This is a genomic window from Mesorhizobium silamurunense, assembly GCF_014843905.1.
Taxonomy (GTDB): Bacteria; Pseudomonadota; Alphaproteobacteria; order Rhizobiales; family Rhizobiaceae; genus Mesorhizobium; species Mesorhizobium silamurunense.
The window spans coordinates 1-23,955 of record NZ_LPVS01000038.1; the positions used below are offsets into that span (position 1 = coordinate 1).

At 60.2% G+C, this 23,955-nt stretch carries 24 protein-coding genes and 1 pseudogene; 11 read left to right on the forward strand and 14 right to left on the reverse strand.

Features of this window, described 5'->3' with window-relative positions:
* Positions 1-194: 194 nt before the first annotated feature.
* A complete protein-coding gene (locus AU465_RS10560) occupies positions 195-1,127 on the reverse strand; it encodes an NAD(P)-dependent alcohol dehydrogenase (protein ID WP_192246659.1) in 933 nt (310 codons plus the stop codon).
* A 215-nt stretch (positions 1,128-1,342) separates the two neighbouring features.
* Positions 1,343-2,185 carry an SDR family oxidoreductase gene (locus AU465_RS10565; protein WP_192246661.1) on the reverse strand — a complete coding sequence of 281 codons (843 nt, stop codon included), beginning with the start codon at positions 2,183-2,185 and terminating at the stop codon, positions 1,343-1,345.
* A 91-nt stretch (positions 2,186-2,276) separates the two neighbouring features.
* Here AU465_RS10565 and AU465_RS10570 point away from each other — a divergent pair, with 91 nt between their 5' ends.
* Both AU465_RS10570 and AU465_RS37735 read left to right on the forward strand, forming a co-directional pair.
* A complete protein-coding gene (locus AU465_RS10570; protein WP_192246663.1) occupies positions 2,277-2,687 on the forward strand; it encodes a winged helix-turn-helix transcriptional regulator in 411 nt (136 codons plus the stop codon).
* A 438-nt stretch (positions 2,688-3,125) separates the two neighbouring features.
* Positions 3,126-3,326 carry a PhzF family phenazine biosynthesis protein gene (locus AU465_RS37735; RefSeq protein WP_376774843.1) on the forward strand — a complete coding sequence of 67 codons (201 nt, stop codon included), beginning with the start codon at positions 3,126-3,128 and terminating at the stop codon, positions 3,324-3,326.
* On the opposite strand, the gene AU465_RS10580 is transcribed toward AU465_RS37735, so the two are convergent.
* A complete protein-coding gene (locus AU465_RS10580) occupies positions 3,306-3,551 on the reverse strand; it encodes a hypothetical protein (protein WP_192246921.1) in 246 nt (81 codons plus the stop codon). The two genes, AU465_RS37735 and AU465_RS10580, sit on opposite strands and share 21 nt — an antisense overlap.
* A gap of 1,885 nt (positions 3,552-5,436) precedes the next feature.
* Here AU465_RS10580 and groES point away from each other — a divergent pair.
* Both groES and groL read left to right on the forward strand, forming a co-directional pair.
* On the forward strand, positions 5,437-5,733 hold the full coding sequence (groES, locus tag AU465_RS10585) for a co-chaperone GroES (RefSeq protein ID WP_006203049.1): 297 nt from the start codon (positions 5,437-5,439) through the stop codon (positions 5,731-5,733).
* Between the two features lie 70 nt (positions 5,734-5,803).
* On the forward strand, positions 5,804-7,447 hold the full coding sequence (gene groL / locus AU465_RS10590) for a chaperonin GroEL (protein ID WP_192246665.1): 1,644 nt from the start codon (positions 5,804-5,806) through the stop codon (positions 7,445-7,447).
* 665 nt (positions 7,448-8,112) lie between these two features.
* Here groL and AU465_RS10595 read toward each other — a convergent pair.
* The gene (locus AU465_RS10595; RefSeq protein ID WP_246505975.1) at positions 8,113-8,421 is read right to left on the reverse strand and encodes a reverse transcriptase domain-containing protein; all 309 of its coding nucleotides are present in this window, start codon (positions 8,419-8,421) and stop codon (positions 8,113-8,115) included.
* Between the two features lie 234 nt (positions 8,422-8,655).
* Between AU465_RS10595 and AU465_RS10600 the strand changes: the two genes are divergently transcribed.
* From AU465_RS10600 to AU465_RS10610, 3 genes are read left to right on the forward strand one after another with little or no spacing between them, the layout of a single operon-like run.
* Positions 8,656-8,901 carry an RNA-binding protein gene (locus AU465_RS10600; protein ID WP_312891239.1) on the forward strand — a complete coding sequence of 82 codons (246 nt, stop codon included), beginning with the start codon at positions 8,656-8,658 and terminating at the stop codon, positions 8,899-8,901.
* Position 8,902: 1 nt separating this feature from the next.
* Entirely contained in the window at positions 8,903-9,145 is a 243-nt protein-coding gene (locus AU465_RS10605) for a type II toxin-antitoxin system Phd/YefM family antitoxin (RefSeq protein WP_192246667.1), read from the forward strand.
* Entirely contained in the window at positions 9,145-9,570 is a 426-nt protein-coding gene (locus AU465_RS10610) for a type II toxin-antitoxin system VapC family toxin (protein WP_192246669.1), read from the forward strand. Before AU465_RS10605 ends, AU465_RS10610 begins: the two co-directional genes overlap by 1 nt.
* 5 nt (positions 9,571-9,575) lie before the next feature.
* Here the strand turns inward: AU465_RS10610 and AU465_RS37740 are convergent.
* The 3 genes and pseudogenes from AU465_RS37740 to AU465_RS35940 form a co-directional block, all read right to left on the reverse strand.
* A pseudogene (locus AU465_RS37740) lies at positions 9,576-9,962 on the reverse strand (nucleotidyl transferase AbiEii/AbiGii toxin family protein); the annotation flags it as partial.
* A 390-nt stretch (positions 9,963-10,352) separates the two neighbouring features.
* On the reverse strand, positions 10,353-11,114 hold the full coding sequence (locus tag AU465_RS10620; protein WP_210325058.1) for an AAA family ATPase: 762 nt from the start codon (positions 11,112-11,114) through the stop codon (positions 10,353-10,355).
* Complete coding sequence (locus AU465_RS35940; protein ID WP_210325059.1) at positions 11,089-11,733, reverse strand: hypothetical protein; 645 nt, start codon at positions 11,731-11,733, stop codon at positions 11,089-11,091. The genes AU465_RS10620 and AU465_RS35940 overlap by 26 nt, the downstream gene beginning before the upstream one ends.
* Before the next feature lie 1,113 nt (positions 11,734-12,846).
* Between AU465_RS35940 and AU465_RS10625 the strand changes: the two genes are divergently transcribed.
* Together AU465_RS10625 and rpoN are read left to right on the forward strand one after the other, a co-directional pair.
* A complete protein-coding gene (locus AU465_RS10625) occupies positions 12,847-13,380 on the forward strand; it encodes a peroxiredoxin (RefSeq protein ID WP_192246672.1) in 534 nt (177 codons plus the stop codon).
* Positions 13,381-13,450: 70 nt separating this feature from the next.
* Positions 13,451-14,914 carry an RNA polymerase factor sigma-54 gene (gene rpoN / locus AU465_RS10630; RefSeq protein ID WP_192246674.1) on the forward strand — a complete coding sequence of 488 codons (1,464 nt, stop codon included), beginning with the start codon at positions 13,451-13,453 and terminating at the stop codon, positions 14,912-14,914.
* Between the two features lie 12 nt (positions 14,915-14,926).
* On the opposite strand, the gene AU465_RS10635 is transcribed toward rpoN, so the two are convergent.
* Entirely contained in the window at positions 14,927-15,529 is a 603-nt protein-coding gene (locus AU465_RS10635) for a nitrogen fixation protein NifQ (RefSeq protein ID WP_192246676.1), read from the reverse strand.
* Positions 15,530-15,646: 117 nt separating this feature from the next.
* On the opposite strand from AU465_RS10635, the gene AU465_RS10640 reads away from it, so the two are divergent.
* On the forward strand, positions 15,647-15,817 hold the full coding sequence (locus AU465_RS10640; RefSeq protein WP_192246678.1) for a hypothetical protein: 171 nt from the start codon (positions 15,647-15,649) through the stop codon (positions 15,815-15,817).
* A gap of 131 nt (positions 15,818-15,948) precedes the next feature.
* Here the strand turns inward: AU465_RS10640 and AU465_RS10645 are convergent, their stop codons facing one another.
* The 5 genes from AU465_RS10645 to AU465_RS10665 form a co-directional block, all read right to left on the reverse strand.
* Positions 15,949-17,001: an LLM class flavin-dependent oxidoreductase gene (locus tag AU465_RS10645; protein ID WP_192246680.1), complete on the reverse strand. Its 1,053-nt coding sequence runs from the start codon at positions 16,999-17,001 to the stop codon at positions 15,949-15,951.
* Between the two features lie 315 nt (positions 17,002-17,316).
* Positions 17,317-18,918, reverse strand: coding sequence for an SDR family oxidoreductase (locus AU465_RS10650; protein ID WP_192246682.1), 1,602 nt, complete (start codon positions 18,916-18,918; stop codon positions 17,317-17,319).
* 418 nt (positions 18,919-19,336) lie between these two features.
* Positions 19,337-19,876: a nuclear transport factor 2 family protein gene (locus AU465_RS36410; RefSeq protein WP_192246684.1), complete on the reverse strand. Its 540-nt coding sequence runs from the start codon at positions 19,874-19,876 to the stop codon at positions 19,337-19,339.
* Positions 19,877-19,969: 93 nt separating this feature from the next.
* Positions 19,970-20,215, reverse strand: coding sequence for a ferredoxin (locus AU465_RS36415; protein WP_192246686.1), 246 nt, complete (start codon positions 20,213-20,215; stop codon positions 19,970-19,972).
* 44 nt (positions 20,216-20,259) lie between these two features.
* On the reverse strand, positions 20,260-21,477 hold the full coding sequence (locus tag AU465_RS10665; protein WP_192246688.1) for a cytochrome P450: 1,218 nt from the start codon (positions 21,475-21,477) through the stop codon (positions 20,260-20,262).
* A gap of 499 nt (positions 21,478-21,976) precedes the next feature.
* On the opposite strand from AU465_RS10665, the gene AU465_RS10670 reads away from it, so the two are divergent.
* Entirely contained in the window at positions 21,977-23,194 is a 1,218-nt protein-coding gene (locus AU465_RS10670; protein ID WP_192246690.1) for an MFS transporter, read from the forward strand.
* 138 nt (positions 23,195-23,332) lie between these two features.
* On the opposite strand, the gene AU465_RS10675 is transcribed toward AU465_RS10670, so the two are convergent.
* Positions 23,333-23,809, reverse strand: a complete 477-nt coding sequence (locus AU465_RS10675; protein WP_192246692.1) for an NAD(P)-binding domain-containing protein — start codon at positions 23,807-23,809, stop codon at positions 23,333-23,335.
* Positions 23,810-23,955 lie beyond the last annotated feature (146 nt).

The following is a 23,955-nucleotide window of genomic DNA, read 5'->3' on the forward strand; positions in this document are numbered from 1 at the left end:
CTCGACGCAATTACATGCTTGACGTCCCAGCGGCGATTAGACAACCCCATCTGCTTTGTCCTGCCCTCTAGGAGGAGGACAGCGGTCCTGAAAGCCCAGCTTGCGGTGCGAGCGTCTACGTTTCGAACCGAAAAGCCTTCAGCCGCCGTCGTGTTCAAGAGGAGTTCCTGCTTGGAATTGTTTGAGCCGTGCATTCAATCCATTGCAATGAGGCCCTTTCCGCCGACCTTCTTCCCGGCTTCAATATCGCCAATCAGTCCAATGGCGTCACTCAGGGGCACGGTATCGGCGACAGGAAGCAGCAGGCTTCCCTCGCCTGCTGCCCGCGCCAAACGGTCGAGGATCTCGGCCCTCGGGCTGCAGATGATCGGCTTGAGCTTGCGGTTCACGAACGATCGCAGGAACTTGCCAGGCGTCGGCGCCAGGTCGATAAATACGCCTTTCCCGCGCAGGAGCGAGAGGCCCGCCACTGTGGGCATTGTGGCGGCTGCGTCGTAGACGACATCGAACCGCTCGCCGAGCTGCGAGAAGTCGGTGGTCCGATAGTCGTACACGCCCTGCAGGCCCAGCGCGCGAGCTCTTGGCATCGCACCTGCACTGCAACTGCCCGAGACCGTCGCCCCCAGCATCCGGGCGATCTGCACCGTCGCCGCGCCAACGGCTCCAGTGCAACCATTGACGAACACTTGTTGACCGGCCTTCAGGCTCGCTTTGTCCACGAGTCCGTTCCACGCCGTGACGCTGGGGGTAGGCAGGCAAGCCGCATTCTCGAAGGACAGTGCATCGGGCTTCCGAACCAGGAAGGACTCGTTCGTGATCATGGCACTGCCGAAGGCGCCGCTTTGCTTGAAGCGGGCCATGCCGAACACGGCATCCCCCGGCTTGACACGCGTCACGCCGGGCCCCACCGAGATAACTGTACCAGAACAATCGATGCCCATAGCACGGGGAAATGCTTTCCCCGTCATGATCTTCATCCGACCGCTGCGCACCTGCCAGTCGACGGGATTGATGGCGGCAAATTTGACTTTCACCGCGACCTCGCCGGCGCCTGGCTCTTCCAACTCAAAGTCTTCAAGCCGCATCGTCTCCGGCCCGCCATATCGATGATATTGAATGCGTTTCATGGCTTGGCGCTCCGTGAGGCTGAGCCTCGACGGCCTTGTTTGTTGGCGGACGCCTCCACGCGCCTCGGAGCGAGCACCACAGTTTTGCTGATCGTCATTTTGGTTCCCTATGTAGTAAAGTGGCTGCAGAAGCGCTGAATGAATCGAGGACTGCGGCGCACCGTCGTCCTCAATTCACCTCAGCGCGCACCGCGTTTTGCGTCGTGCAGGTTTCCTTAGTTCTTGAACTTCGCCGCATGATCCGTCGCGTAGGTCTCAAGCGACCGCGGGGGTTTGCCGGTCAAGGTTTCGACGCCGTCGGCAACAACAGCTGTCCACCCTTCGCGAACAGGGTAGAAAAGCGAGGCGAGATGGCTTGCAAAGTCGGCTGGCATGCCGACGCCGGTCAAAATCCCGATGAAAGTCTGATCGTCAACAGGGTGATACCGGACCTCCTTGCCTGCGACCGTGGAGAGAATTTTTGCTGCTTCGTGGTAGCTGAGCGAGGCCGGCCCCGTCAGATTGTACGCTTTGCCGTCAAACTGATTGCTCCTGAGGGCGGACGCAGCGCTCGCCGCGATGTCGCGGACGTCGATGAAGCTCGACTTACCGTCCGCGGCCGGCACGGCGATCACACCCTGAGCCTTGATCCCAGGAAGCCAGGACAGGTGGAAGTTGTCCGAAAACCATGTCGGCCGTACGATCACGAACGGCGTACCGCTACGTTCGAGGAAGAGCTCGGCCTGGCGGTAGGGCGTCCTCTCGTCGGCATCGACGCCCAGAGCGGTCTGCAGCGCAACCTTTACATTTCTTTCGATCGCCGCCTGCAAGATCGGCGTGAGGTAGTCGGCAACGTCGAGGCGATCACTCGGCACGAGAACATAGACGCGGTCCACCCCGTTGAAAGCGTCCTGGTAGGTTGACGGATCGGCTTGATCGAACCGGATGGCTTCCGCGCCGGAAATGACCGTCGCGGCGCGGGAGGCCGCTTTCACCTGTTCACCGGCAGCGACAAGTTCGCGGACGAGCGGTCGCCCCACGTTGCCGGTCGCACCGATCACGAGAATCTTTCCTGACATGCTGTATTTCTCCGGAAATGGTACCTAAATGATACCTGCTGTTAACACGATACTATCTAGTCAATCGGCTACCATGTGTTAAGAGGGAACCATGAGCACACCAGGTACCATCGAAGGAACCGCGCCGTTGCAGCACGTGAGCCCAAGTGTATTTTGCGAACATTGCCCGACCAGGCTCGTACTGGACCGTCTTTCGGACAAGTGGGTAGTGCTTGTTCTTGCTCGACTCTCAGAGAATCCTATGCGTTTCAATCAGTTGCGCAGGGATATTGAAGGAGTCGCGCAGAAGATGTTGTCCCAGACGTTGAAAAAGATGGAGCGCGACGGCCTTATTGAGCGCAGGGCTTTTGCTACCGTTCCCGTTACGGTGGAATATTCAATAACGCCGCTTGGTCTGACGCTTGCAAAGAAGATCATTGAGATTACGCACTGGGCTGAGGAAAACATCGGGCAGGTATTGGCGGCGCAGGCGCGCTATGACGCCAAGCAACAAGCATCGTAACGATCACAGACGCTGTTAGCTGCCGGCAATCGAGGCCATATCTCTTTTATCGTAGCGACGTGTGGGATACTTGTAGTATAAAAATATTGCCCGACTGTCAGGTGCCAGCTAGGGAGTCCATACCCCAAAGAAATGTGTGCACGAAGTTGCGCATCCAATATGTTGCGCCCTCAACAATCGCGGTCCTCAAATACTCCACGGCCAGGGTCGATAATGGGTACTGACTTCAAGCCAGCGGCAAAGCGCGAACGAAACCAACCACAGCGAGGAGCGCTCTCTATGCGCATCGCGTCGATGCTTTCGCCGATCGTCTTTTCGGCAGGCGCCCTCCGCCGTTCTTGTGCTTGACGACTGGCTGCCGGATCAGCTGATGCTTGCGATTGCGCAGGAGAACAACTCGGCCGAGACGGCCTTTGTCAAAGCGCGACCCGATGGTGCGTGGGGCCTTGCGTTGGTTTGCCCCCGCGGCGTGAGGTTGATTTTTGCGGCCATGCGACACTAGCAACGCCGCATATCTTGTTCACAAAGGCTGAGGCGTACGCATCACTCGTCTTTACCACTCGCGTCGGAGGACTGCCTGCAACTGCAGCAGCGACGAGGGCGACGCCATTGTCCGCCTTAAAGCGCCCATGCGGGTGAGCGATATTTCGAGCCAGACAGCTCTGATTGAGCTGACACTGTAATGGCCATCAGAGGCTTCCACGTCGCGGAATCGATGGTGACTGTTCTGGCATAGCTTTCCTCGGCCAAGGTGACGCCTTGCCCAAGCTGCACCTTGAAGATTACCGTCGCCTGGTTCGCCCGACACGTCTGAACAGCTGGCCCGCCAGCTTCCGCAATTCGTTCCAGCAAGCGCAGATCCAACGGGGGTCCTTCCAACCCGAACCGAACGAGCAGGGACATATCCGCAAGGTCGGACCAGGTGAGCACCGGCTTCTCGATAAGTAATGACAAGACGGCAGTAGAACGAAGAGGCGTTCCTACCAAAACACCTCGCTGCAACAGGCTGTGGCGGCATCAAGGTCGTGCGTGAACGCAATGTCGAGGCGCCTGCGGCGTATGGCTGGCAAGCACTGCCCAGCTGGAATATCCTCAATTGTCAGACTTACATCCGGACACAGTTTGCCGAAAAGATCGATGAGGTGCTTGAGGAATTTCCCTCCTGTCACCCAGCACAATCCAACCACGACCGTCTTTGCATCCCTGTTTTCGCGGACACGTTCAGCGATGATTCCCCTACACTCCGGGACCAGACACCTAGGCTTCCAGGAAATGCCTGAAACCGAATGCCCGACAGGAGACTGAGCTCGCTGCCGGGCGGTCACGCCTTGGAGGTGGCGTAAGTCAGCGGTTTTTAGGACCGTGGGAACGACTTCTCATCAGTCCTACCGTTTTTCGGATACTCTGCTATGTCGTGGACCCGACATTGTCGGCTATCCGACAACGCCGAACATTCCTGAATGGCCAACAGGAAATGAGCGATCTTATCCTCGGCATCGACTCGACGCTTGAACCGGAGCACCTCGTGCCCCCTCCCACTTCCAGACAGCCCTACTCTACAGACGAATCGAGCCGGATCATACGAAGACCCGTCGGCGGGCGCTGATCTTGCGCATCTTCCCAAACTCACTGAGCTGCCTGCCTCGTCAGCACACTCGCCGTCGGGTCCAACGAAAGTGGATGGAGGCCGACCGATACATCACATGGACGATCTGCGCGAGCACAAGAAACTCGCTGAGCGCCATGCCCGTTATTGCCGGCAGAATGGCACGGTCTGCCTCCCGCCCTTCGCCCAATCGGAAATCCACCGACGTCTTCTGGATCGTCTGTTCGCCGGTGAGGAGCCGCGGTGGGATAGAAATGAGGCATTCGGTGAGCGTTAGTGGCGGACCAACCCGCTAATGGCACTGGGGCGAATGGTCGGAAAGACGGGCAGAGGCTGCATGTCGCGCGTGCTCTCACGGTCTTGGCGCTCGGGACCGCGCGGATGGGGCCACACTTTTCTGGCGGCGCGAATCGCGTGACCTGTGTCCGAAACCTGACGCTGCAGAAAACATGTCGGTTTCATCGCACCGGCCATTTGGGGCACTGCGGAGGTTGTCGAAGCATTTCAGGCTCTTACTGCGCGCTGAGCGCTCTGGCATGGCCTTTGCACTGAGGTAGGGGTGACTGTGCGCAAAGGAGCAATACGAGCGATGATCACTTCTGTAAAACCCGTGTGCCCTTCTCTGAGAGGAAACAAGCTCGTTCATGAAGTCGCGCTATCTTTCGCGTTCGTTGGCGACCGAAACGGTCCACATCGCTTATCGGTCATCCGATGAATCTCAATCGGGTTTTGCCGAAAGTGCTTAGCGGCAGCTGGCGCAGCAGCGCTTAAGTGAAACCGGCCGAGCCGGGGCACATTTCCGAGGCGAAACCATACCTTGACGTGGTTGTGCAAAAGCCGGCCCAAGCGTCCAGCCCAGCCTCGTCACATCCGAAAACAAGTGACCGACCAAGGAGAAGACGTGCCCTGATCATCTCACCAAAACATACCGCCGCGGCGGGCCGTACCCATCACAGATGGCTCTGGAGTAAGGCTTTGGCAACGTAAAGAAAGTTGCTCAGCCAGCTCGGCGCTGCCCCCGATCCACTTGCTTTCACAGGCGGGGAAGATGCGAACGCTGCCGACCGCCCTCAGCGCCATGCTAGCACTCGCACGCTCCGGCAACGGAGAACAGTTCAACATACGCACTAGGAACATCAAAAAATGGCAAAGTCCAAATTCCGCCCGCTTCATGACCGCGTGGTCGTTCGCCGGGTCGAATCCGAATCCAAAACCGCCGGCGGGATCATCATCCCGGATACGGCGAAGGAGAAGCCGCAGGAAGGCGAGATCATCGCCGTCGGCTCCGGCGCCCGCGACGAAGCCGGCAAGCTCGTGCCGCTCGACGTCAAGGCCGGCGACCGCATCCTGTTCGGCAAGTGGTCCGGCACCGAAGTCAAGCTCAATGGCGAAGACCTTCTGATCATGAAGGAATCCGACATCATGGGCATCATCGGCTGAATATCGGCCTCACCGTCAACTGAATCTTGAATCTGCGGGTTCGATCCCGAACCCCTGACAGGAGCTTACAATGCCTGCAAAAGACGTAAAATTCTCCCGTGATGCCCGCGAGCGCATGCTGCGCGGCGTCAACATCCTCGCCGACGCGGTGAAGGTCACCCTCGGCCCCAAGGGCCGCAACGTCGTCATCGACAAGTCGTTCGGCGCCCCGCGCATCACCAAGGACGGCGTCACCGTCGCCAAGGAAATCGAGCTTGAGGACAAGTTCGAGAACATGGGCGCGCAGATGGTCCGCGAAGTCGCTTCGAAGACCAACGACATCGCCGGCGACGGCACCACGACCGCGACAGTCCTGGCCCAGTCGATCGTCCAGGAAGGCCACAAGGCGGTTGCCGCCGGCATGAACCCGATGGACCTGAAGCGCGGCATCGACCTCGCGGTTGCCGACGTCGTTGGGACGCTGATCAAGAACGCCAAGAAGATCAAGACCTCGGAAGAGGTTGCCCAGGTTGGCACGATCGCCGGCAATGGCGACGAGTCGGTCGGCTCGATGATCGCGGAAGCGATGCAGAAGGTCGGCAACGAAGGCGTCATCACGGTCGAGGAAGCCAAGACCGCCGAGACCGAACTGGAAGTCGTCGAAGGCATGCAGTTCGACCGCGGCTATCTCTCGCCCTACTTCGTCACCAACGCCGACAAGATGGTTGCCGAGCTCGAGGACGTCTACATCCTCCTGCACGAGAAGAAGCTCTCCAACCTGCAGGCCATGCTGCCGGTTCTCGAAGCCGTCGTGCAGACTTCCAAGCCGCTGCTCATCATCTCGGAAGACGTCGAAGGCGAGGCTCTGGCCACGCTGGTCGTCAACAAGCTGCGTGGCGGCCTGAAGATCGCCGCCGTCAAGGCGCCGGGCTTCGGTGACCGCCGCAAGGCCATGCTGGAAGACATCGCCATCCTCACCGGTGGCCAGGTCATCTCCGAAGATCTCGGCATCAAGCTCGAGAATGTCGGCCTCAACATGCTCGGCCGCGCCAAGAAGGTGTCGATCTCCAAGGAGAACACCACCATCGTCGACGGCGCCGGCAAGAAGGCCGAGATCCAGGGCCGCGTTGCCCAGATCAAGCAGCAGATCGAAGAGACCACGTCGGACTACGACAAGGAGAAGCTGCAGGAACGTCTCGCCAAGCTGGCGGGCGGCGTTGCGGTGATCCGCGTCGGCGGTGCGACGGAAGTCGAAGTCAAGGAAAAGAAGGACCGCGTCGATGACGCCCTCAACGCGACCCGCGCGGCCGTGGAAGAAGGCATCGTCCCCGGCGGCGGCGTTGCCCTGCTGCGCGCTTCGCTGACCATCAAGGCAACCGGCGCCAACTCCGACCAGACCGCCGGCATCAACCTCGTGCGTCGTGCACTGCAGGCTCCGGCCCGCCAGATCGCGGCCAACGCCGGTGCCGAAGCTGCGATCGTCGCCGGCAAGATCCTCGACAACGGGGATGCGAATTTTGGCTTCAACGCCCAGACCGGCGAGTATGGCGACATGATCGCCATGGGTATCGTCGACCCGGTCAAGGTCGTTCGCAGGGCTCTGCAGGACGCGGCCTCGGTCGCCGGCCTGCTCGTCACCACCGAAGCCATGGTCGCCGAGGCTCCTAAGAAGGAAGCCGCTGGCGGCGTGCCGGGCAGTATGCCCGGCGGCGGCATGGGCGGGATGGATTTCTGATCCGGCAAGAAAGCTTACAGACTACGGAAGGACGGCCGCGATGCCGTCCTTTTCTCTGGCGCCGATCCAAGCCAGTTGCCGGCCCATAAGCCTACATGCGGCGGCACTTTCATGGCGGACACCAATGAACTGAATTCATTCTGTTCGCCATAACGGCTTTCTCGCCCGCGAGGGCGCACTCCGGATGGCCTATGGCGCCATCTCCTTCATGGTTCTGCTCCTTCGGCGTCCCGCCGCAGGCTTCGCCGGCGGTGCACGCGCGTGTTCACCACGGACGTTCCGGCACGGCGCACCAAGTTGCGCAAACATTGACTGGAAGCTGTCCTGGCCGTTCGGATTTCTTGGGAGGCGGCATAAGTGTATAGAGCAGATAACACCGGCAAACATCGAGCCTGTGCGGTTGAACAAGTCGAATGCCCTCCAATGTCTCACGATCATCCATGATGTCGCCCCAGCTGTTGGCGATCGACTGGACTTCCTAGTTGCTGCCGTGCTTCGCCCTGCAACGGCAAGCTCGCGCCGGACGGAGTCATTGAGGCAAATGACCGCGGTCTCGCTCATGTCGAGAGATTATACTGCGGTCAAATTTGTTCAGCACCTTGACCGCAATACGCAGTGGCCGGAATCTCCTCTCTCACAATGCGGAGAGGGGATATCGACGGCTTTCAGTGATGAGTTCTCGTATTCTCCGACCAGTGCGTCGCCGGCGAGCCGGGATCATCGGCCTTCTTCTCAAAGCCCATGGCGAAGTCGTCAGCGTGACGCACGATCACAACGCAACCGTGTGCATGGCGACGACGCCGTTGGTGGGCCCAGAGATCGAGGATGTAATGCAGGACGATATTGGCGAGGAGCGGACTGATGCCCGCCCCTTGCGGGGTGCCCCTGTCCGTCTCTTGCTTCTCGCCGCTCTCAAGGACGCCAGCCCGCAACCACAGCCCAATGAGCCGTAGGATACGAGGATCAGCGATCATGCAGGGTATCCAACGCCATGTGGGGGCTCTCCGTCCCGGCCGGAAGCCGTAGGAGAACCCCCCGGAAGTCGGCCTCGGAGATAGCACTCAGCACCTCGGCCACCGCGCTTTGGACGATCTTGTCTTCCAGCGCCGGCCACCGTCACCGCGTTAGACCAAAATAACGATATCGCGCAGTGGACGGATAACGACCGCTCAAGCCATCAGAGACGATCGCGGGAGGCAATCGATCGAATTGCTGAATTTAATCGGATCAACCCAGGAAACGCGGAAGCCACGAGGGCAATTCTGCGCCGTATGCCCCAAATTGTATTCTTGTCTTCCGTTGAAGATGCTGAGCTGGCAGCGCTGCTGTATTTGATCCGAGAGAAGAATGTTCCCTTCCAAGTCGTCTCGGAAAAAATCCAACCTTATCGAGCCTCCCGTTGGGTTTTGAAACCCCCTATGCTATATGACCATCTACATGGTCAGGAGCCGTGACATGGACGCGATCAATCTGGCGGACGCCAAGGCACATCTGAGCGAACTCGTCGACCGAGTTGAGGCTGGGGATTCGATCGAGATCACCCGGCGTGGCAAGCCGGTCGCGCGCCTCACAGCGGTGACTAGGCCACGCAAACGGATCGATGCGGCCCTGCTCCGATCCCTAACGGCAACCATGCCACCGCAGGCGGAGGATGCCGCCAATCTGGTACGGTCGATGCGAGATGGCGATCGCTACTGATGCTCTATCTCGACACGTCGCTGATCGTCGCGGCACTCTCCAATGAAGCGATGACCCCGCGCGCGCAGGTGTGGCTCGCGGACCAGGATCCCGCGCAGCTTCATATCAGCGACTGGACGATCACCGAGATGTCCTCTGCCATGGCGATCAAGCTACGGACTGGGCAGATTAACCTGGAGCAGCGTGCCGCGGCGCTCGCGATGTTCAACAATCTGGTCGCCGAGAGCTTCACCGTGCTGCTGGTCACGGGCGGGCATTTCCGGGCGGCAGCGAGATTCCTCGATCAGCACATGCTCAGGCTGCGCGCCGGCGACGCACTGCATCTCGCGACCGCGTCGGAACACGGCGCCACGGTCCACACTCTGGACCAGCGTCTTGCTGAGGCCGGTCCGGCGCTCGGCGTGCCGACGCAACTTCTGGCATAATCATGGCCCTCACCAATGTCGATCGTCAGGCTGATCCGGGCACCGCTGAGACAGGCTATGGTCCGCAGCCGCAGCCCGCCATATTCCAGCTCTTCGCGAATACGATCGACGCGAAGTGCGTCGACATCGAATTCCACGCCATCGTCTGCGGCCTGTGCCAGGGATTTCTCGAAACGTCGCGAGCATCGGTTTCGGGCTCTGGTCACCGAAGCCCAACAGGTCAAGGTCGCGCGTGCCGCGATGCGGTCGGTCGGCATGGCGTGACCGGCTGAACGGAACAATGGCCGCTCAAGGGCGAAGCGGGTCAGCACCAGTTCGAAACTCTGGCCGCTTGCCTTGGCAAGCAGTAGCAGGCGAGCGTGCACCGAAGCCCCCGCACCCTCCGCGCTCATCCCGTCCACGATGACCCGAGATACCCCAGATTACCGCGAGTTGATTCCTTCGACCGCCATTATGAAGACGGCGGTGGCCGCCAGCACGCGGCGGAACATGGGTTCGAAATGCGCAAGCAGCGCAAAGGGGCTGTCGCCGGCAAGGGCGCGAGACGAAAGATGACATACAACAGCGACATGTCGGCTCAAGCCCGTTGATCGGAAGAATGGGTGCGGCGGATCGAAGTGCTCGCACCATCCAAACGGCCAGGCGCACTTTTCGTCCACAGATCATGCGTTCCGGCCCGCATAAAGCGAACCAGGCATGGCAGAGGGACGCCCTTGGTGTTACATGCGCGCTGATTAGAGCAAAGCAAAAGTCAGCGCAACGCGAACTCGTGCCGCAGAACCTTAGTCGCAGCAGTTACATTCATCTTCTTCGGCGTTTCGCCTTCTTGAGGTTTTCTCGTTGAGGCCGACAATGCGCCTGTTGAGACGGCTGGACAATACTGCGCAGTCGCCGAAGACCACCTCCACATCCTCGAACGAGACGAAATTACCGCCATCCCGCGCAAGGCTCCGTTGAGCGAGACGGCGGACCATTTCCTTGACATAGGCCGCGCTGCTGCCCTCTGATCGTGCGGCGGCATCGGCCACCGCTCCGTCCTCGAAGACGAGCGTCCGACCATACAGCCCGATCAGCCGCTCGCGGCAACCGGCGTCGGGAAGCGGGATCTCAATTGCTTCGTCCACTCGGCCTGGGCGCGAGGCGAGCGCGTCCTCGATGTCCTCCGGTCGGTTTGTCGTCAGGATGAAGAGGATATCTGCATCTGGTGCGAGACCATCCATCTCGTTCAACAGACGGCTGAGTAGGCTTTCGGCCTTCTGACCATAAATGTCTTCTCGCAACTGGCCCACCAGATCGACGTCCTCCAGCACGACGATGCTCGGCTGCAGGGTACGAGCCAGTGCGATGTAGGAGGCAATCTGCTTCATCTGCTCAGCCGTGACCAGAACGGTGGTGCGCCCGACCAGGTTGGCAGAAACATAACGGATGACGTGCGTCTTGCCTGTGCCAGGTGGTCCGTAAAGCAGAATGCCCTTTTGCGTCGATTGGCCGAGGCGCTTCAGCCCCTCTCGGTGTCGATCAAAGGTCGAAGATGTGGGTATCAAGACGGGCCATAGTTGCCTCGGAAAGCACCACGTCATTCCTGGGTACGGCAGGAAGGCGATGAACCCGCATCGTTCCCGGCATCCCGGAGTTTCGTGCATCGGGTTCGAAAGAGAGAACCTTGTTGCGGTAGTATCGCGAGCTTTCGCCTGCCGCCTGGATCTTGCGAAGAAATTCGCGCGAGAAGGCGGATGCCTGCTCGCCAGGCAGATAGGCAATTTCCACTTGAACCGTTCGCCCGCCAAAGTAGTCAAAAAACTGCGATTGCAAGATCGCGATAGGCTCTTCGCCGATATGGAATAACCATAGGCCATTGTGCAGAGACGGATAAGGCAGATCTTCGCCGATATCGATGTCCTGATATTCCAAGGGTGTCAGCGCAACGACGGCTTCTCCCTCGCGAATGACCATGTCCGACAGCTTCAGGGCATTGAACTCGTGCCGCTGGTGGACGCCGACGAGCTTGGGAGACAGAGCTGCAATCTGCTCTTCAATCACCGTTTGAAGGTCAGGCAGGAGATATGGAGCAAACTTTCGGCGCGAGCTAGCGAGACGCGTCAAATCATCGTTTTTGAAATGCCGACACGGTGCCAGCCAGGCAAAGGGATCGATATCGGTCATAGCAACATCCCATTGCGAGTTGATTTGAGCGGAAGATCAATGCGATCCTGCATCATGTGTCGTCACGGCGCCGCTGAGCTCTGCGACGCATTGCTGGCGTCTCCCGACAAGATCATCGGAGCAATTTGCGTGCCGGATTGGCACTCCGTTTGCGCTACATCGTTTGCCCGCTAACGGTGGCCGGCCTTGTGGGCCTTTCGGTCGGGCTTGCGACATTCTTGTCCAGTTTCGGACACAAGAAGGTTGCCGATAGACACGCTCGGGGAGACCAAATGGAACCTCAAGCATGCAATGTCGCACCCGAGCCGAATTCGATCCTCGCCGAGTCCGGCCCAGGGCGCTTGCTGAAGAGCGCGCGTTCACGGTTGCTGCTAAAGGCGGGTGCTCGGGGTAGCCGTGCCTCTGCGCATGCAAGAACACGCTAGCGGCAGACACTGTGCAATGGCTGCAGTGCCGCCCGTGTGGGTATTGGGCTTTCAAGCCAAAAGGATCGCTGCAAAGGCATCTTCAATTGAAATGGCATGCCGCTTGCTCCTCGTGGTTAGAGCCCATCAAAGCACGAAGAAAGCGACTACCGAACCATGGCTGAGACGCGAACCTCTATACGATCGTCCGAGGCGACGGTGCCCACTCCCGCTGGAGATCGGGAAATCATCCGCTTCGGAGGGCCTTGCCTGGTAGCTGGTTTGCGCATGGCAGATCCGATACCGGCACGCCAACACGTGGCGCTCGCGCAATTGCTGTTTGCCGGTTCTGATCAGCATGTGAGTGCCCAAGAGTCCCATCAAAGGGTCGCCCACGCTTATTTCGATACTGACTACTTTCGGTTGCCATCACTTTTTCCCGGGTACGAGCAGCGGGTGATCGATGCCGCGTCCGGCGCCATAGCCGTGGAAAAATTGCCCAAGCGACTCGGAGGCCTCCAGCTCAGTCATATCGATGGCGCTCGGGTAACGAACACCAGGAGCAGGACATTCCCATACATCCAGACGGAAAAAGGAGGTCGAGAGCCGCGAGGGCCTCATCTTATCCCCGGCACGCGGGCCCTAGCTGGCTATTGCGCCAGTCCCAGCTGAAATCCAGTACACCAGTTTTTTCCAGAGGAGCAAGTTGATGACCGTTCAAAAGAAGGTTCCCTTCGTTACCTTTCTCACGCGTGTTCGCGACGAGTCAGTCCAGGGGCCAAATCCATATCGCTGGGAAGAAAGAACATCTGACGACTACTTTGCCGGCAAGCGCGTCATCCTGTTCTCGCTGCCTGGCGCCTTCACCCCGACCTGCTCGACCTACCAATTGCCCAATTTCGAAGATCTCTATGACGAGTTTGAGAAGGAGGGAATTGACGCGATCTACTGCGTCTCCGTCAACGATGCCTTCGTCATGAATGCATGGGGGAAGTCCCTGGGCCTGCAGAAGGTCGGGCTCATCCCCGACGGCTCAGGCGAGTTCACGCGCAAAATGGGCATGCTGGTCGCAAAGGATAATCTCGGCTTCGGCATGCGCTCCTGGCGCTACGCCGCCCTGATCGACAACGGCGTGGTGGAGCAGTGGTTCGAGGAGGAAGGTTTCTCCGACAACTGCGAGACCGACCCCTATGGCGTATCGTCCCCGCAGAACGTTCTTGAAGCGCTGAAGGCCGCCGCATGACCTAGAGGTCGTCTCACCGATCACATTACTCACGGCCAAAAGCCTCCTCGATAGGATTATCGCGCTCACCATGCAATCATCAGCAAGCCTGCTTCAGCGCCAGAAGCAATCTATAGTTGCCTCGCCTCAACTCATTGAGTCGATACGATTGCTGCAACTGGCGCATGCCGAACTGCATCAGTTCGTGGAGCAGGAACTCGAGAAGAATCCGCTTTTGGAGCCTGCTTCAAACGATGCCGAGGCTCTTGGCGACGTTTTGCCGGGGGAGGATCAGTACATCGGCGCAGGCGAAAACGACGTTGCCAGGCCGCCCAAGGCCGAATCCCGCGAACGGCTCAGGGAAAGGAAAACACTTCGCATGGCCAACAACTCACCGGGCAATCGCCCTGCCTTCGACGAGTTTGTCGCCCTCACCGAAACATTGCACGACCATGTCGCTCGCCAGATCGCTCTCACTGCGCTCACACCACAGGAGCGGCGGATTGCTGGCCAGCTTGCCGCGCAACTGGAAGACACTGGCTATCTTCGGGCAAATCTTTTGGAGCTTGCGGAGAGCCTAAACATCCGGGCGGCTGATGTGGAACGGGTTCTGGGAACCTTGCAGGACTTTGATCCACCTGGAATCTTCGCGCGGACGCTCAGCGAATGCCTTGAGATCCAGTTGCGCCAGCGAGACCGGTTCGACCCGGCGATGGCAACTTTGGTTGCAAATCTTGAAATGCTTGCGCGACGCGATTTTCAGGCATTGAAGCAGCGTTGTGGTGTCGATGAAGAAGACCTTCTCGACATGTTGCAGGAAATCCGTGCCCTCGATCCCAAGCCTGGAAACCGATTCCAATCCGGAGCGTCGGAATCCATCATACCCGACGTCTTGGTCATGCCCTCGCCGGGCGGTGGATGGCAAATCGAACTTGAGCCAGACACGCTACCCAAGCTGCTGATCAACCAAACCTATTTCGCCGAAGTCTCGCGCCACGCGGTCCAGAATTCGAAAGATCAGGCGTTTCTCAACGAATGCTTGCAAAACGCGAACTGGCTAATCCGCAGCCTCGATCAGCGCGCCAAGACGATCCTTAAGGTTGCGACTGAAATCGTGCGCCAACAGGAGGCATTTTTGGAACATGGCGTCGCCCACCTGAGGCCTCTCAATCTCAGGACTGTCGCTGACGCGATCAACGTGCATGAGTCGACTGTAAGCCGAGTGACATCGAACAAGTACATGCTTACCCCACGCGGGGTGTTCGAACTGAAGTATTTTTTCACTGTCTCGATCGCCTCCTGCCAAGGCGGCGACGCGCATTCCGCCGAAGCTGTCCGCCATCGGATCAAGGAGATAGTCGCCTCAGAATCGCCCCACGACGTGCTTTCCGACGATGACATCGTCGGCCGGCTCAAGGAAACCGGCATCGAAGTAGCACGCCGCACCGTCACGAAATATCGCGAAGCGATGAACATCCCCTCCTCTGTACAACGGCGGCGGGAAAAGCGCTTATGGCTAAATGGCGAACAAGGCCCGTCGGCCTCGCACCGCTGACGAAAGCGGCGCTTAATCCAGAGCGATCCCGTTCTTTATGCGTGCGAGGCGGCTTTCGCCTTCCTCCAGGCCGAAGCAGTTTTCGAAATCGTTGCATTCCCCGCAACTGGGCGCGGTGCATAGCGAAAAACCTTCCGCCTCGCAAAGCTTGCGGTAAAAGTACCTCTTCCATTTCATGTTCTGGGTGTTGCCGGCTGCCAGCGTCGGAAAATGCGTGGCAAGCAGGCGGCTGAGATCGGCCCGATTGGAAAGGCCAAGGTCCTGCCACAGATGATCATCGCGCATGGCACGTCGCGCGATGATCTTGGCGAAGCGGGTGCTCGCCGGGTCGTCCGGCCGGGCATGGGCCAGCAGCAGGCCGCGCAGAAGTTCTTCCTCCATGTCGGGCTCGGGGTCGCTCACCTCTTTCAAGGCGAAGGCGTTAACAGCAACAGCGGGGAAACCGCGGGGCAGGACGTCGCGCAGCTCGGCGCGCGAAAGACCGGTCGCCCCCGTCGCCGTCGCCTCGCCGGCCTCGACCTCCTCGAGCGCACGCGAAAGCACACACGCAAGCACATGCTGGTCGAATCTGCTCTTTTGGCGGGCGCTGAGCCGGCAATTGTGATGGGCGAACATGGTGGCGTTCTCCTGGTTTATCCTCCAGCATGCGGCGACCTTGTCGGCCGCAACATGGGGCTGGCAGGTCTTCGAGCAGACGGAGGCGCAGGCTCTGCAGCCAGCGCAGCGACCGGCATGGTCGACGACCATGATCATGCGATCGAGCTCGCCGTCGAAGTCATCGTCCTCGCCGTCGCAGGCGCCGAGGATTTCACCCGCGTCATCGATGCCGTGCGCACGGTGAACGCTGCGTTCCGGCCGGAGGCCGTAGCAACGCGATGGAAGCCGGGGCAAGGCATTCGTTGACAGACCTTCGATATAGGTCCCCTGAACCTGTCGCTGCGAGCGACCTCGGCTGCCTGCCTGCTGTTGACCGCGCGCTTCTGCCGTTCGAAACGACTAACCAGCCGAGGTGAGAGTTCAAGCCGTTGCGGATTTCAAACCCTGGCATGAGCGAGCGACTTGTTGACCGCCGGGATGATCTTGTCTCCCCAGAGCTCGATCTGGCGCAGCATAGTCTTTTGGTCGAAATCCCCCAACTGGGTCTGAATTGCGATCTGGTCTGGTTTCAAGATATCCACCTCTTCCAATAGGCGATCAATCACGCGATTCACGCTGCCGATCGGCAGGTTCTCGCGCATCGTCTCGAATGACAGGTCCTGCTGCGTCGGCGTTTCCTGCAGCAGATAGCCGTCCAGGCTCTGCTGGCGTCGTTGATGTAGTGCTTCAGACAGCCGGCGCTGGAAGCGGGCATTGTCGAGATAGCTGTTGATCTCTGCCTCATCGTCGCTGGCATAGCAGCAGCGCAGCAGCGATATCTTGGCGTCCGTGACATTCTTACCTGCGGAAGCCGCCGCCCTCTTGATGGATTCGCGCAGCGTGCTCAAAGTCGCTAAGCCATTGTGGAATGCTGTGACAAAGAAATTGTGTCCCTCACGATAGGCCCTCCGCATGCGCGCGGACCCGCCGGCGATCCAGATCGGCGGTGTCGGCTTCTGCACGGTGCGTACCGAAATCGCTGTCGGGGGTATGCTCTCATACTGGCCGTCGTGCTCGAAGATGTTTTGATTGAGGCCCTTCAGAAGGATGTCCAAGTATTCCGAGAAGACGGCCGGCGCCTCATCGACATTTACACCGAAGCGCTCGAACTCGAATTGCTGGTACCCCAAGCCGACGCCGAGCTCGAGACGGCCGTTCGCAACGATGTCGGCGAAGCCGATCTCGGAAAGCAGGCGCTGAGGTTGATAAAGCGGCAGCACGCAGACGGCGGTGCCAAGGCGAATGGTGCTCGTCACGCCGGCGCAGTGCGCCACCATCATCAAGGGCGAGGGAATCAGGCTGTAATTGTTGAAGTGGTGCTCCGCGAACCACGCAGTATCGAAGCCAGCCTGCTCGGATACGACAGCCTGTTCAATGGAGTTGCGGATGACGCTATCGGACGATTGATGATAGCCGCGCTGGGCGGCAAGGATGAAGGTCGCGAATTCCATGGTGCTTCCTTGTTTACAGAGGGAGTTTGCCGGTCAGGGGCAGCGCCCGGCATGCGCACGGAAGGCATTGGCCGTAGCGTCGCTCCAGCCCTTGGCGCCGGCGTATTCTTGCGGCAAACCGCTCGCCATTCGGCGGTTGCGGGCGCGCCCCGAGCGGTTGGAACCGCGACCGCGATGAGGACGTTTTCGTCATGGCCGAAGATGACATGCTCGATTGCAGGAAACGCTGCGGAGGCGCGCGCAGCCGAAGCCAGAAGCCCTGGACGTCTTCGGCTTCGATGAGCAGCAACCCGTCGGCTGGCGATTGGTCGATAATCAACCCACGGTCTCCGCAAAACATTCGTCATAGAGTTCACAGGCGTTTCCCGCATCACCGAACGAGGTCCAGCCGCCGTCCACGTAGAGGATCGAGCCGTTGATGTATGAGGCGTCAGACGACGCAAGGAAGAACGCCGCATCTGCGACGTCTTCTGGCCGTCCCGTCGTGCCTGTGGGGATTCGTCGTCCGATTGCTGTCAAGTCGATGCGGCCGGCTTTCGCCAACTGAGCAAGTGCAGGCGTGCGGATGTAGCCGGGAGCGACGGTGGCTGTTCGTATCCCCACCGGTCCGAGTTCGGCCGCCATGCATCGGGTCAGAATGTCCATCCCCGCCTTGGAGGCGCCGTAGGCATGGCGCGGCGCGAACGGCAGATAGTTGTTGATCGATCCGAGGTTGAGGATCACGCCGCCAGGGCCCATCGCCTTGAGCGCCTCGCGCGCGCAGGTGAAGGCTCCGGTGAGATTGACCTCCAGGACGTGTTCGATCTGTTCCGGTGCTTGTTCGATCCCCGACAACAAGGTCTCGGCGACGGAGGCACCGTTGACGAGGACATCAATGCGCCCGAACCGTCCCCGCAGCTCCTCGAATAGGGCCACCACCTCGCTCTCAACGGCCACGTCCACGGATTTGGCCGGGGTCTTGCCGCCGAGCAATCCAGCGAGCTCTGCCGCTGCAGCGCCATCTCTATCAGCAATCACGACGGTATCGCCGCTGGCGGCAAAGCGGCGAACGATGGCCGCGCCTATGCCGTTCGCGCCGCCCGTGACGAGCACGATTCGTGCGTCGGTGCGTTCGTCCGGACGGGAGAGTTCGGCTCGGGGCGTCCCATCCACCGGTGGGTGCGCATCCCCCGGCTGGTTGAACGACATCCAGCCGCCGTCAACCGCGAGCACCGATCCGGTGATGTAGCGCGCCTGCGTGCTGGCCAGAAAACGCACGGCGCGGGCGATCTCGTCGGACCGCGCCAAGCGCCCCATCGGCACACGGCGGCGCACGGCGGCGAGGTCCACTTTGCCCGCGCGTTCCAGTTCTGCGACCATCGGCGTGCGCACGTAGCCCGGCGCTACCGCCGTCACGCGGATGCCACAAGACGCCCACTCGCATGCAAGCGACCTCGTCAACGAGATCAGGCCTGCTTTCGAGGCTGCGTAGGCATTGCGTTTGGGATTGCCGACCATGCCTGCCATGGAAGCGACGTTGACGATGGCACCGCCTCGCCTCATGCGTCTCGCCGCTTCGCGAGCCATGACGAACGGCCCAATTAGGTTTACTGCCAGGCCGCGTCGGAAGGCGTCGACGCCGGTGTCGACAGTCGCAGCCATGGTGGGTCCCACCGCTGCGTTGTTGATGAGGACGCCGATCTCAGCGAACTGTGCTTCGACCCGGCCGTAAAGCGCGAGAATATCCTCCTCTTTCGAGACATCGCACTCGAGGCCGAGATGCGGGTAGCCGAGACCACGAGCCAAATCAACGACGCCGCTGCCCGGAAGGTCCACCGCAACAACAGTGTCTCCGTCCCCGGCAAGAATATCGACCAGGGCTCGGCCGATCCCGCCTGCGGCGCCTGTAATGATGACGATGCGTCCTGCCTGCTTCATGAGCTTCTCCGGGACGACCTCAGCGATCTCAGCCCATCACCCGTTGGGCAGCGGAATGACGTTAAGCAGCCCGCCCGGGTGACAGACAGTTGCGACCCCAGATAGACGTCGTGCGTTTCGCCAGCGGTCCAACTCTCGATTTGGCAGTCGAAGCTGGTGAGGGCCACCGAGGACAGGCGCTTACCTTGATGAAAGGCTCTGCCGGAATCCCGCAAAATCGCTGCACAAGCATCGTCAGCAGGCTCGTGGCGACAGAGCTGATCGCTGTCAGGTCAAGCCTTCGCGGGCGGAAAGGCAATCCTACCGGCCGCATCTTCACCGGGCAGGCTTTCGCCGGGCGCGCTGTAACATTGCAAAGTTGCATAGTCTCTTGTCCCCTCGGCCAACGCGGACCTCCCGTTCGAAATCTCTGAAGGCATCATGGCGAAAAAGGAATGCGACGCTTCCCGAGCGCGTAGACCGGATCGTGCGGATGAGGTGCTCCAATCGGCTGTCGCGGGCCGAACCGTTCTGCCTCAAGGACCGCTGGTGGGATCTGCTCCTCGAGCCAATCGTAGACCACCGTCCGTTCGGCAATCCGCCACTCCCCTTCCCTCTTCTGAAACAGATCGCAGTAGCGGCCGCAGAGGAGCGTCTGGCGTACTTCTCCGTATTTGTCAGGTCCGTGTTGCAGCGCGGTGAAATAGCTCTCGACCGCGGCCTCTGCCCGGCTGATGAATTCGATCAGGACGTTCGTGATCTGATGGATGTTGCGAGGCTCGGTCTTGAAGACACCGAGCGCAAACCGGATGAAGCCCTCTGCCGAGCCGCAATAGGCCCCGTGATTGTCATGCGCATCGGGCCAGTAGGCGCTGCGCAACGCCGCCTCATCCGCGCGATCTATCCCCCGGCAGTATCGATAGAGGCAGTCGCGGATTGCCTCACGGTCGTGTAATTCGTTAATTTTTGCCTGGTCCATCGTCTCTGCCGCAAGTTCGGTGATAGGGAGGAGGAGGGTGGGACAGCGGCCGCCTGCCGTCTTTCAGTATGCGGCCACAGGGTCGATCCCCATTCAAGCCCGCCAGACTCTCGGTTCAATGGCGTCCGGAACAACTCGCGCAGCGGGGGTAGGGTCGAGTTCCAGCGCACGTTCGGGACAGGATCGCGCACCGCGTGACGCAAGCAGTTGCTGCCCCTCCGCAACCTCAATGTCACCGGGCAGGATGTAGCCCTCGTCATCAAGCTTGAAGACGTCCGGCGCTTGCGCCGAGCATCGCGCGTGACCCTGGCATTTGGCTTTGTGAACAATAATGCGCATAGCGCCACCTCCAATGTCTGTGCCCCGGCTCGAGACGGGCTTGGTCAGGACCAGTCCAGGATCAGATTTTCGATCCCGAATAGATGGCCGCCGGAGGTAATGGGTGCCGTAGCGTTCTGGATCCGGAAAGCCGGGATACGCGCCAGCCACTCCTCCAGGCCAATGACAAGCTCCCGCCGGGCAAGGTGTGAGCCAAGGCAACGATGGGGACCATAGCCAAAGGCGGCGTGGCGGTTGTCCTCTCGCGCCAGATCGACCGTGTTGGGGCATTCGAATTCCGCTGGGTCACGATTGGCAATCATCGCGGCGCAGGAAACATAGTCCCCCTTGCGGATCGGCGCGCCTTCGAAGTCTATATCTTTGGTTGCCACTCGGATTATCTGAACGCTTGGATAGGCGCGCAGCAATTCTTCGGCTGCGAGCACGATTCGGTCCGGTTCGCGCCGGAGCAAATCTTGATCTTTGATGTTGCGCGCGAGATAAGCCAAGCCAAAGCCTATAGCTGCCGCGACCGTGTCGAGGCCCGCAATGAACACGAGCACGCCGATCCCACGGACTTCCTCCTCGGTCAGCCGGCGGCCCTCGACCTGTGCCTGGACGATGAAAGTCATGAAATCGTCGACCGGTTCCTTGCGGCGCTTGGTTGCAAGTTCGTCGATGAAGGCCACAATCGTCCGGGCCGCCGCCGGTCGCTTCACATCGTCGCCGTGGAGCAGATCTTTCGCCCAGCCGACAAATGTATCGAGTCGGTGATCCGGAAGCCCCAGAAGGCGAAGGAAGATGCTGACCGTGAAAGGAAAGGCAAAATCCTTCATGACGTCGCAGCTTGTGCCCGATGCGGCGATCCTAAGGATCAGCGTGATTGCTCGCTCGCGGACCTTCGGCTCCAATACCACCACCCGCTTTGGCGAAAGCAGCGGATTGAGCAGTGAGCGAAAGACGCCATGGGCCGGTGGATCGAGTTCAAGCGGGATCATCGGCCAGTTTTCGCCCAGCGCGGATGAGAAGATGCTGCGATGGCTGGAAAAGGTTTCGGCGTCCTGCAGCACACGGCGTTGGTCTGCGGCGCGAGTGATGACCCAGGTACCCCGGCCATCGCGCGTGTTGTAGGGCGAATAAAAGATCGGCGGCCCGGCATGGACGCAAGCGACAGCTGCGTGCGGATCTCCGTTGGGCGTCGACGCCATGCCAGGCGACGTAAACAGACTGAAGTCCCTCACCATTTCGGGCGGGACATGATCTGGAACCGCATTAATCGTCATTTGGTCTCTCCTGAACGTCAGGCGTTCTTGCGCTAGATTGGATCGCACGGCTGGTCACAAGGTCGATTGCCAGCACGGGACACGCCCCGGATCAGGCGCCGTACAGATTGGCCAATGACGCTGAACTCCATCACGCACTGCTGACGCCACCCTACAAAACTGTCAGAGAGCAAGTTGCGTGCCGGTTAGCGCACCGTTTGTGTTGCACCACTTGCCCGGTAACGGCGGCCGAGCCTTGGCGGCCTTTTGGTCGGGCTTGCGACATTCTTGTTCAGCTTCGGACATCTCTCGTTCTGGTGACCGAGCGTTCCCGCCGAACCTCGGGGCATTGTCCCGTCCTCGACGACAGCGTCTCCGACTCAAGGAAACGGCATCGATATTGCACGCCGCACGGTCACAACATGTCGCTGAGTGCCGCCGGAAAAGGCGGCGCTTCTGGCTTTAATGGGTCGACCCATCCACCCCATGTTGCAGCGCATTCAAACTGAAGAGCTTATTCATGGCCGAATCGGCGACAGGCTTCACGGACGCTGCTCTGCACGAGCCAGAAAAGCCCGATCAACGGTCTTGTCCCGCATGGGGTGCGGTCATTTCGCTTGCCTTGGGCACCTTCGGACTGGTGACGGCAGAGTTTCTACCTGCAAGCGTGTTGACGCCACTCGCGCATGATCTCGGTATCACCAAGGGTGCGGCTGGTCAGGCGCTGACAGCGACCGCAATCGCCGGGACGATCTCGGCGCCGACGATGGCCATTATTACAAGGCGCCTGGACCGCAAAATCGTTATGTGGGCGATGACGCTGCTGCAGATCCTGTCCAACGTTCTGGCGGAGGTCGCCTGGTCACTGCCAGTTTTCCTGACGGCACGTGTCGTGCTCGGCATAGCGCTCGGAGGCTTCTGGTCGATTTCGGCAGCGCTGGCGATGCGGCTCGTTCCAAGTCACTTCCTGCCGCGCGCCATGTCGATCATCATCACCGGCGTTTCCGTCGCTACCGTTTGCGCGCCTCCTGCCGGCGCTTATGTCGGAGAGATCTGGGGATGGCGAGCCGCCTTCATGATCGCCGTATTCGTTAATGCCATAACATTGCTGGTCCAACTCATAACCATTCCGACGCTGCCTCCGATTGAAGTGGCTACATTCCGCAGTCTGCTGGATGCGGCCAAGAATCCAACGACCAGGGTCGCGTATTTGGTTGTCCTGCTGGTCGCTTCTGGGCACTTCGCCAGCTTCATCTACATCCGTCCCTTTCTCGAGAAGATTCCTGCGCTCGATATCGAGACGATCTCGCTGGTCTTGCTCGCTTCTGGCATCGGCGGTTTCTTCGGTAATTTGGCCGGCGCATTCGTGGGCAAGCACAGCCTCAAGGCAGTCGCGGCTCTTCCGCCCCTGCTCATAGCGATAGCCGCGGTCTCGCTGCTGACGGTGGGAGCATCGGCCTTGGTCTCGGCGATTGCGGTTGCCGTATGGGGTTTTGCCTTCGGCGCGGTGCCGGTGGGGCTACAGACGTGGATGGTGCTGCGCGCTGCTCCCGAGCAGGCCGAAAGCGCCGGTGCGCTAATGACCGCAACGTTCCAGTTGGCCATCGCAGCCGGCGCGATTTTCGGCGGACTACTGGTGGATAATGCCGGCGTTGCTAGCGTCGTTGCCTACAGCGCGGTTGCCACGTTCCTCGCCGTCCCGACAGTGTTCGTGCTCGGCCCAAAACGCGAAACCTAGACCGCCTGACAGACGAAGCCCTCAGCCCGGTGCGGCGAGAGATGGTATCGCATCAGGCCGCGCGGCGCGATCCTGCGCACGATTACTCTGGCGGTTGCAGGCTTCGTCTCGCCAATCGCATAGCCGCCTGGATCGCGGCTACTGTCTCTTGCGCGGCGGCTTTCCGATCGGGCATGACCCAGCACCGGCGCTGCTCCGCGGCGCAGCCGCCAAGATCGTCAGCGTCCCGGCTGTTGCCCCAGCAGTGCCGCCCGAGACCGGCGCGTCGATGAATCCTCGCCCGGTCGCGGTAACGCGCGCGGCGATAGATTCGACCGATTTCGGCGGACCGGTCGCCATCAGACAGACGGTCGCGTCAGAAGGCGCTGCCGCAAGCGCTCCATCGGTGAAGAGCACCGCTTGCGCCTGCGCCGCATCGACCACCATAAGCAAGACAAAATTCGCGCCCGCGCAGGCTCCGGCAGCCGAGACGGCCGGCGTGCCTCCCGGAGCTTGTAGATCCGCGAGGCTCTTTGCGGCGATATGGAAGCCCTGAACTTCAAAGCTGCGCTTGAGAAGATTTCGGGCCATGGGCCCGCCCATCGAACCGAGTCCGATGAAGGCGATCTTTGTCATGCTGCATCCTCCTCGGCGGCTAGTCGCAGCGAAGCCACCTTCTAAGCTTGTCGTTTGGACAGGGCGCGTCGGAGTGCCCTGCGCCGTTGCATCTTGGCTTCGAAGCCAGCAATACTCGGAAGACCTCTACGATCACGCGCAAGGGA

Coding starts and splice junctions, on each gene's coding strand:
- AU465_RS10560 (WP_192246659.1), bottom strand. CDS start 1,127: ATGAAACGCATTCAATATCATCGATATGGCGGGCCGGAGACGATGCGG.
- AU465_RS10565 (WP_192246661.1), bottom strand. CDS start 2,185: ATGTCAGGAAAGATTCTCGTGATCGGTGCGACCGGCAACGTGGGGCGA.
- AU465_RS10570 (WP_192246663.1), top strand. CDS start 2,277: ATGAGCACACCAGGTACCATCGAAGGAACCGCGCCGTTGCAGCACGTG.
- groES (WP_006203049.1), top strand. CDS start 5,437: ATGGCAAAGTCCAAATTCCGCCCGCTTCATGACCGCGTGGTCGTTCGC.
- groL (WP_192246665.1), top strand. CDS start 5,804: ATGCCTGCAAAAGACGTAAAATTCTCCCGTGATGCCCGCGAGCGCATG.
- AU465_RS10595 (WP_246505975.1), bottom strand. CDS start 8,421: ATGATCGCTGATCCTCGTATCCTACGGCTCATTGGGCTGTGGTTGCGG.
- AU465_RS10605 (WP_192246667.1), top strand. CDS start 8,903: ATGGACGCGATCAATCTGGCGGACGCCAAGGCACATCTGAGCGAACTC.
- AU465_RS10610 (WP_192246669.1), top strand. CDS start 9,145: ATGCTCTATCTCGACACGTCGCTGATCGTCGCGGCACTCTCCAATGAA.
- AU465_RS35940 (WP_210325059.1), bottom strand. CDS start 11,733: ATGACCGATATCGATCCCTTTGCCTGGCTGGCACCGTGTCGGCATTTC.
- AU465_RS10625 (WP_192246672.1), top strand. CDS start 12,847: ATGACCGTTCAAAAGAAGGTTCCCTTCGTTACCTTTCTCACGCGTGTT.
- rpoN (WP_192246674.1), top strand. CDS start 13,451: ATGCAATCATCAGCAAGCCTGCTTCAGCGCCAGAAGCAATCTATAGTT.
- AU465_RS10635 (WP_192246676.1), bottom strand. CDS start 15,529: ATGTTCGCCCATCACAATTGCCGGCTCAGCGCCCGCCAAAAGAGCAGA.
- AU465_RS10640 (WP_192246678.1), top strand. CDS start 15,647: ATGGTCGACGACCATGATCATGCGATCGAGCTCGCCGTCGAAGTCATC.
- AU465_RS10645 (WP_192246680.1), bottom strand. CDS start 17,001: ATGGAATTCGCGACCTTCATCCTTGCCGCCCAGCGCGGCTATCATCAA.
- AU465_RS10650 (WP_192246682.1), bottom strand. CDS start 18,918: ATGAAGCAGGCAGGACGCATCGTCATCATTACAGGCGCCGCAGGCGGG.
- AU465_RS36410 (WP_192246684.1), bottom strand. CDS start 19,876: ATGGACCAGGCAAAAATTAACGAATTACACGACCGTGAGGCAATCCGC.
- AU465_RS36415 (WP_192246686.1), bottom strand. CDS start 20,215: ATGCGCATTATTGTTCACAAAGCCAAATGCCAGGGTCACGCGCGATGC.
- AU465_RS10665 (WP_192246688.1), bottom strand. CDS start 21,477: ATGACGATTAATGCGGTTCCAGATCATGTCCCGCCCGAAATGGTGAGG.
- AU465_RS10670 (WP_192246690.1), top strand. CDS start 21,977: ATGGCCGAATCGGCGACAGGCTTCACGGACGCTGCTCTGCACGAGCCA.
- AU465_RS10675 (WP_192246692.1), bottom strand. CDS start 23,809: ATGACAAAGATCGCCTTCATCGGACTCGGTTCGATGGGCGGGCCCATG.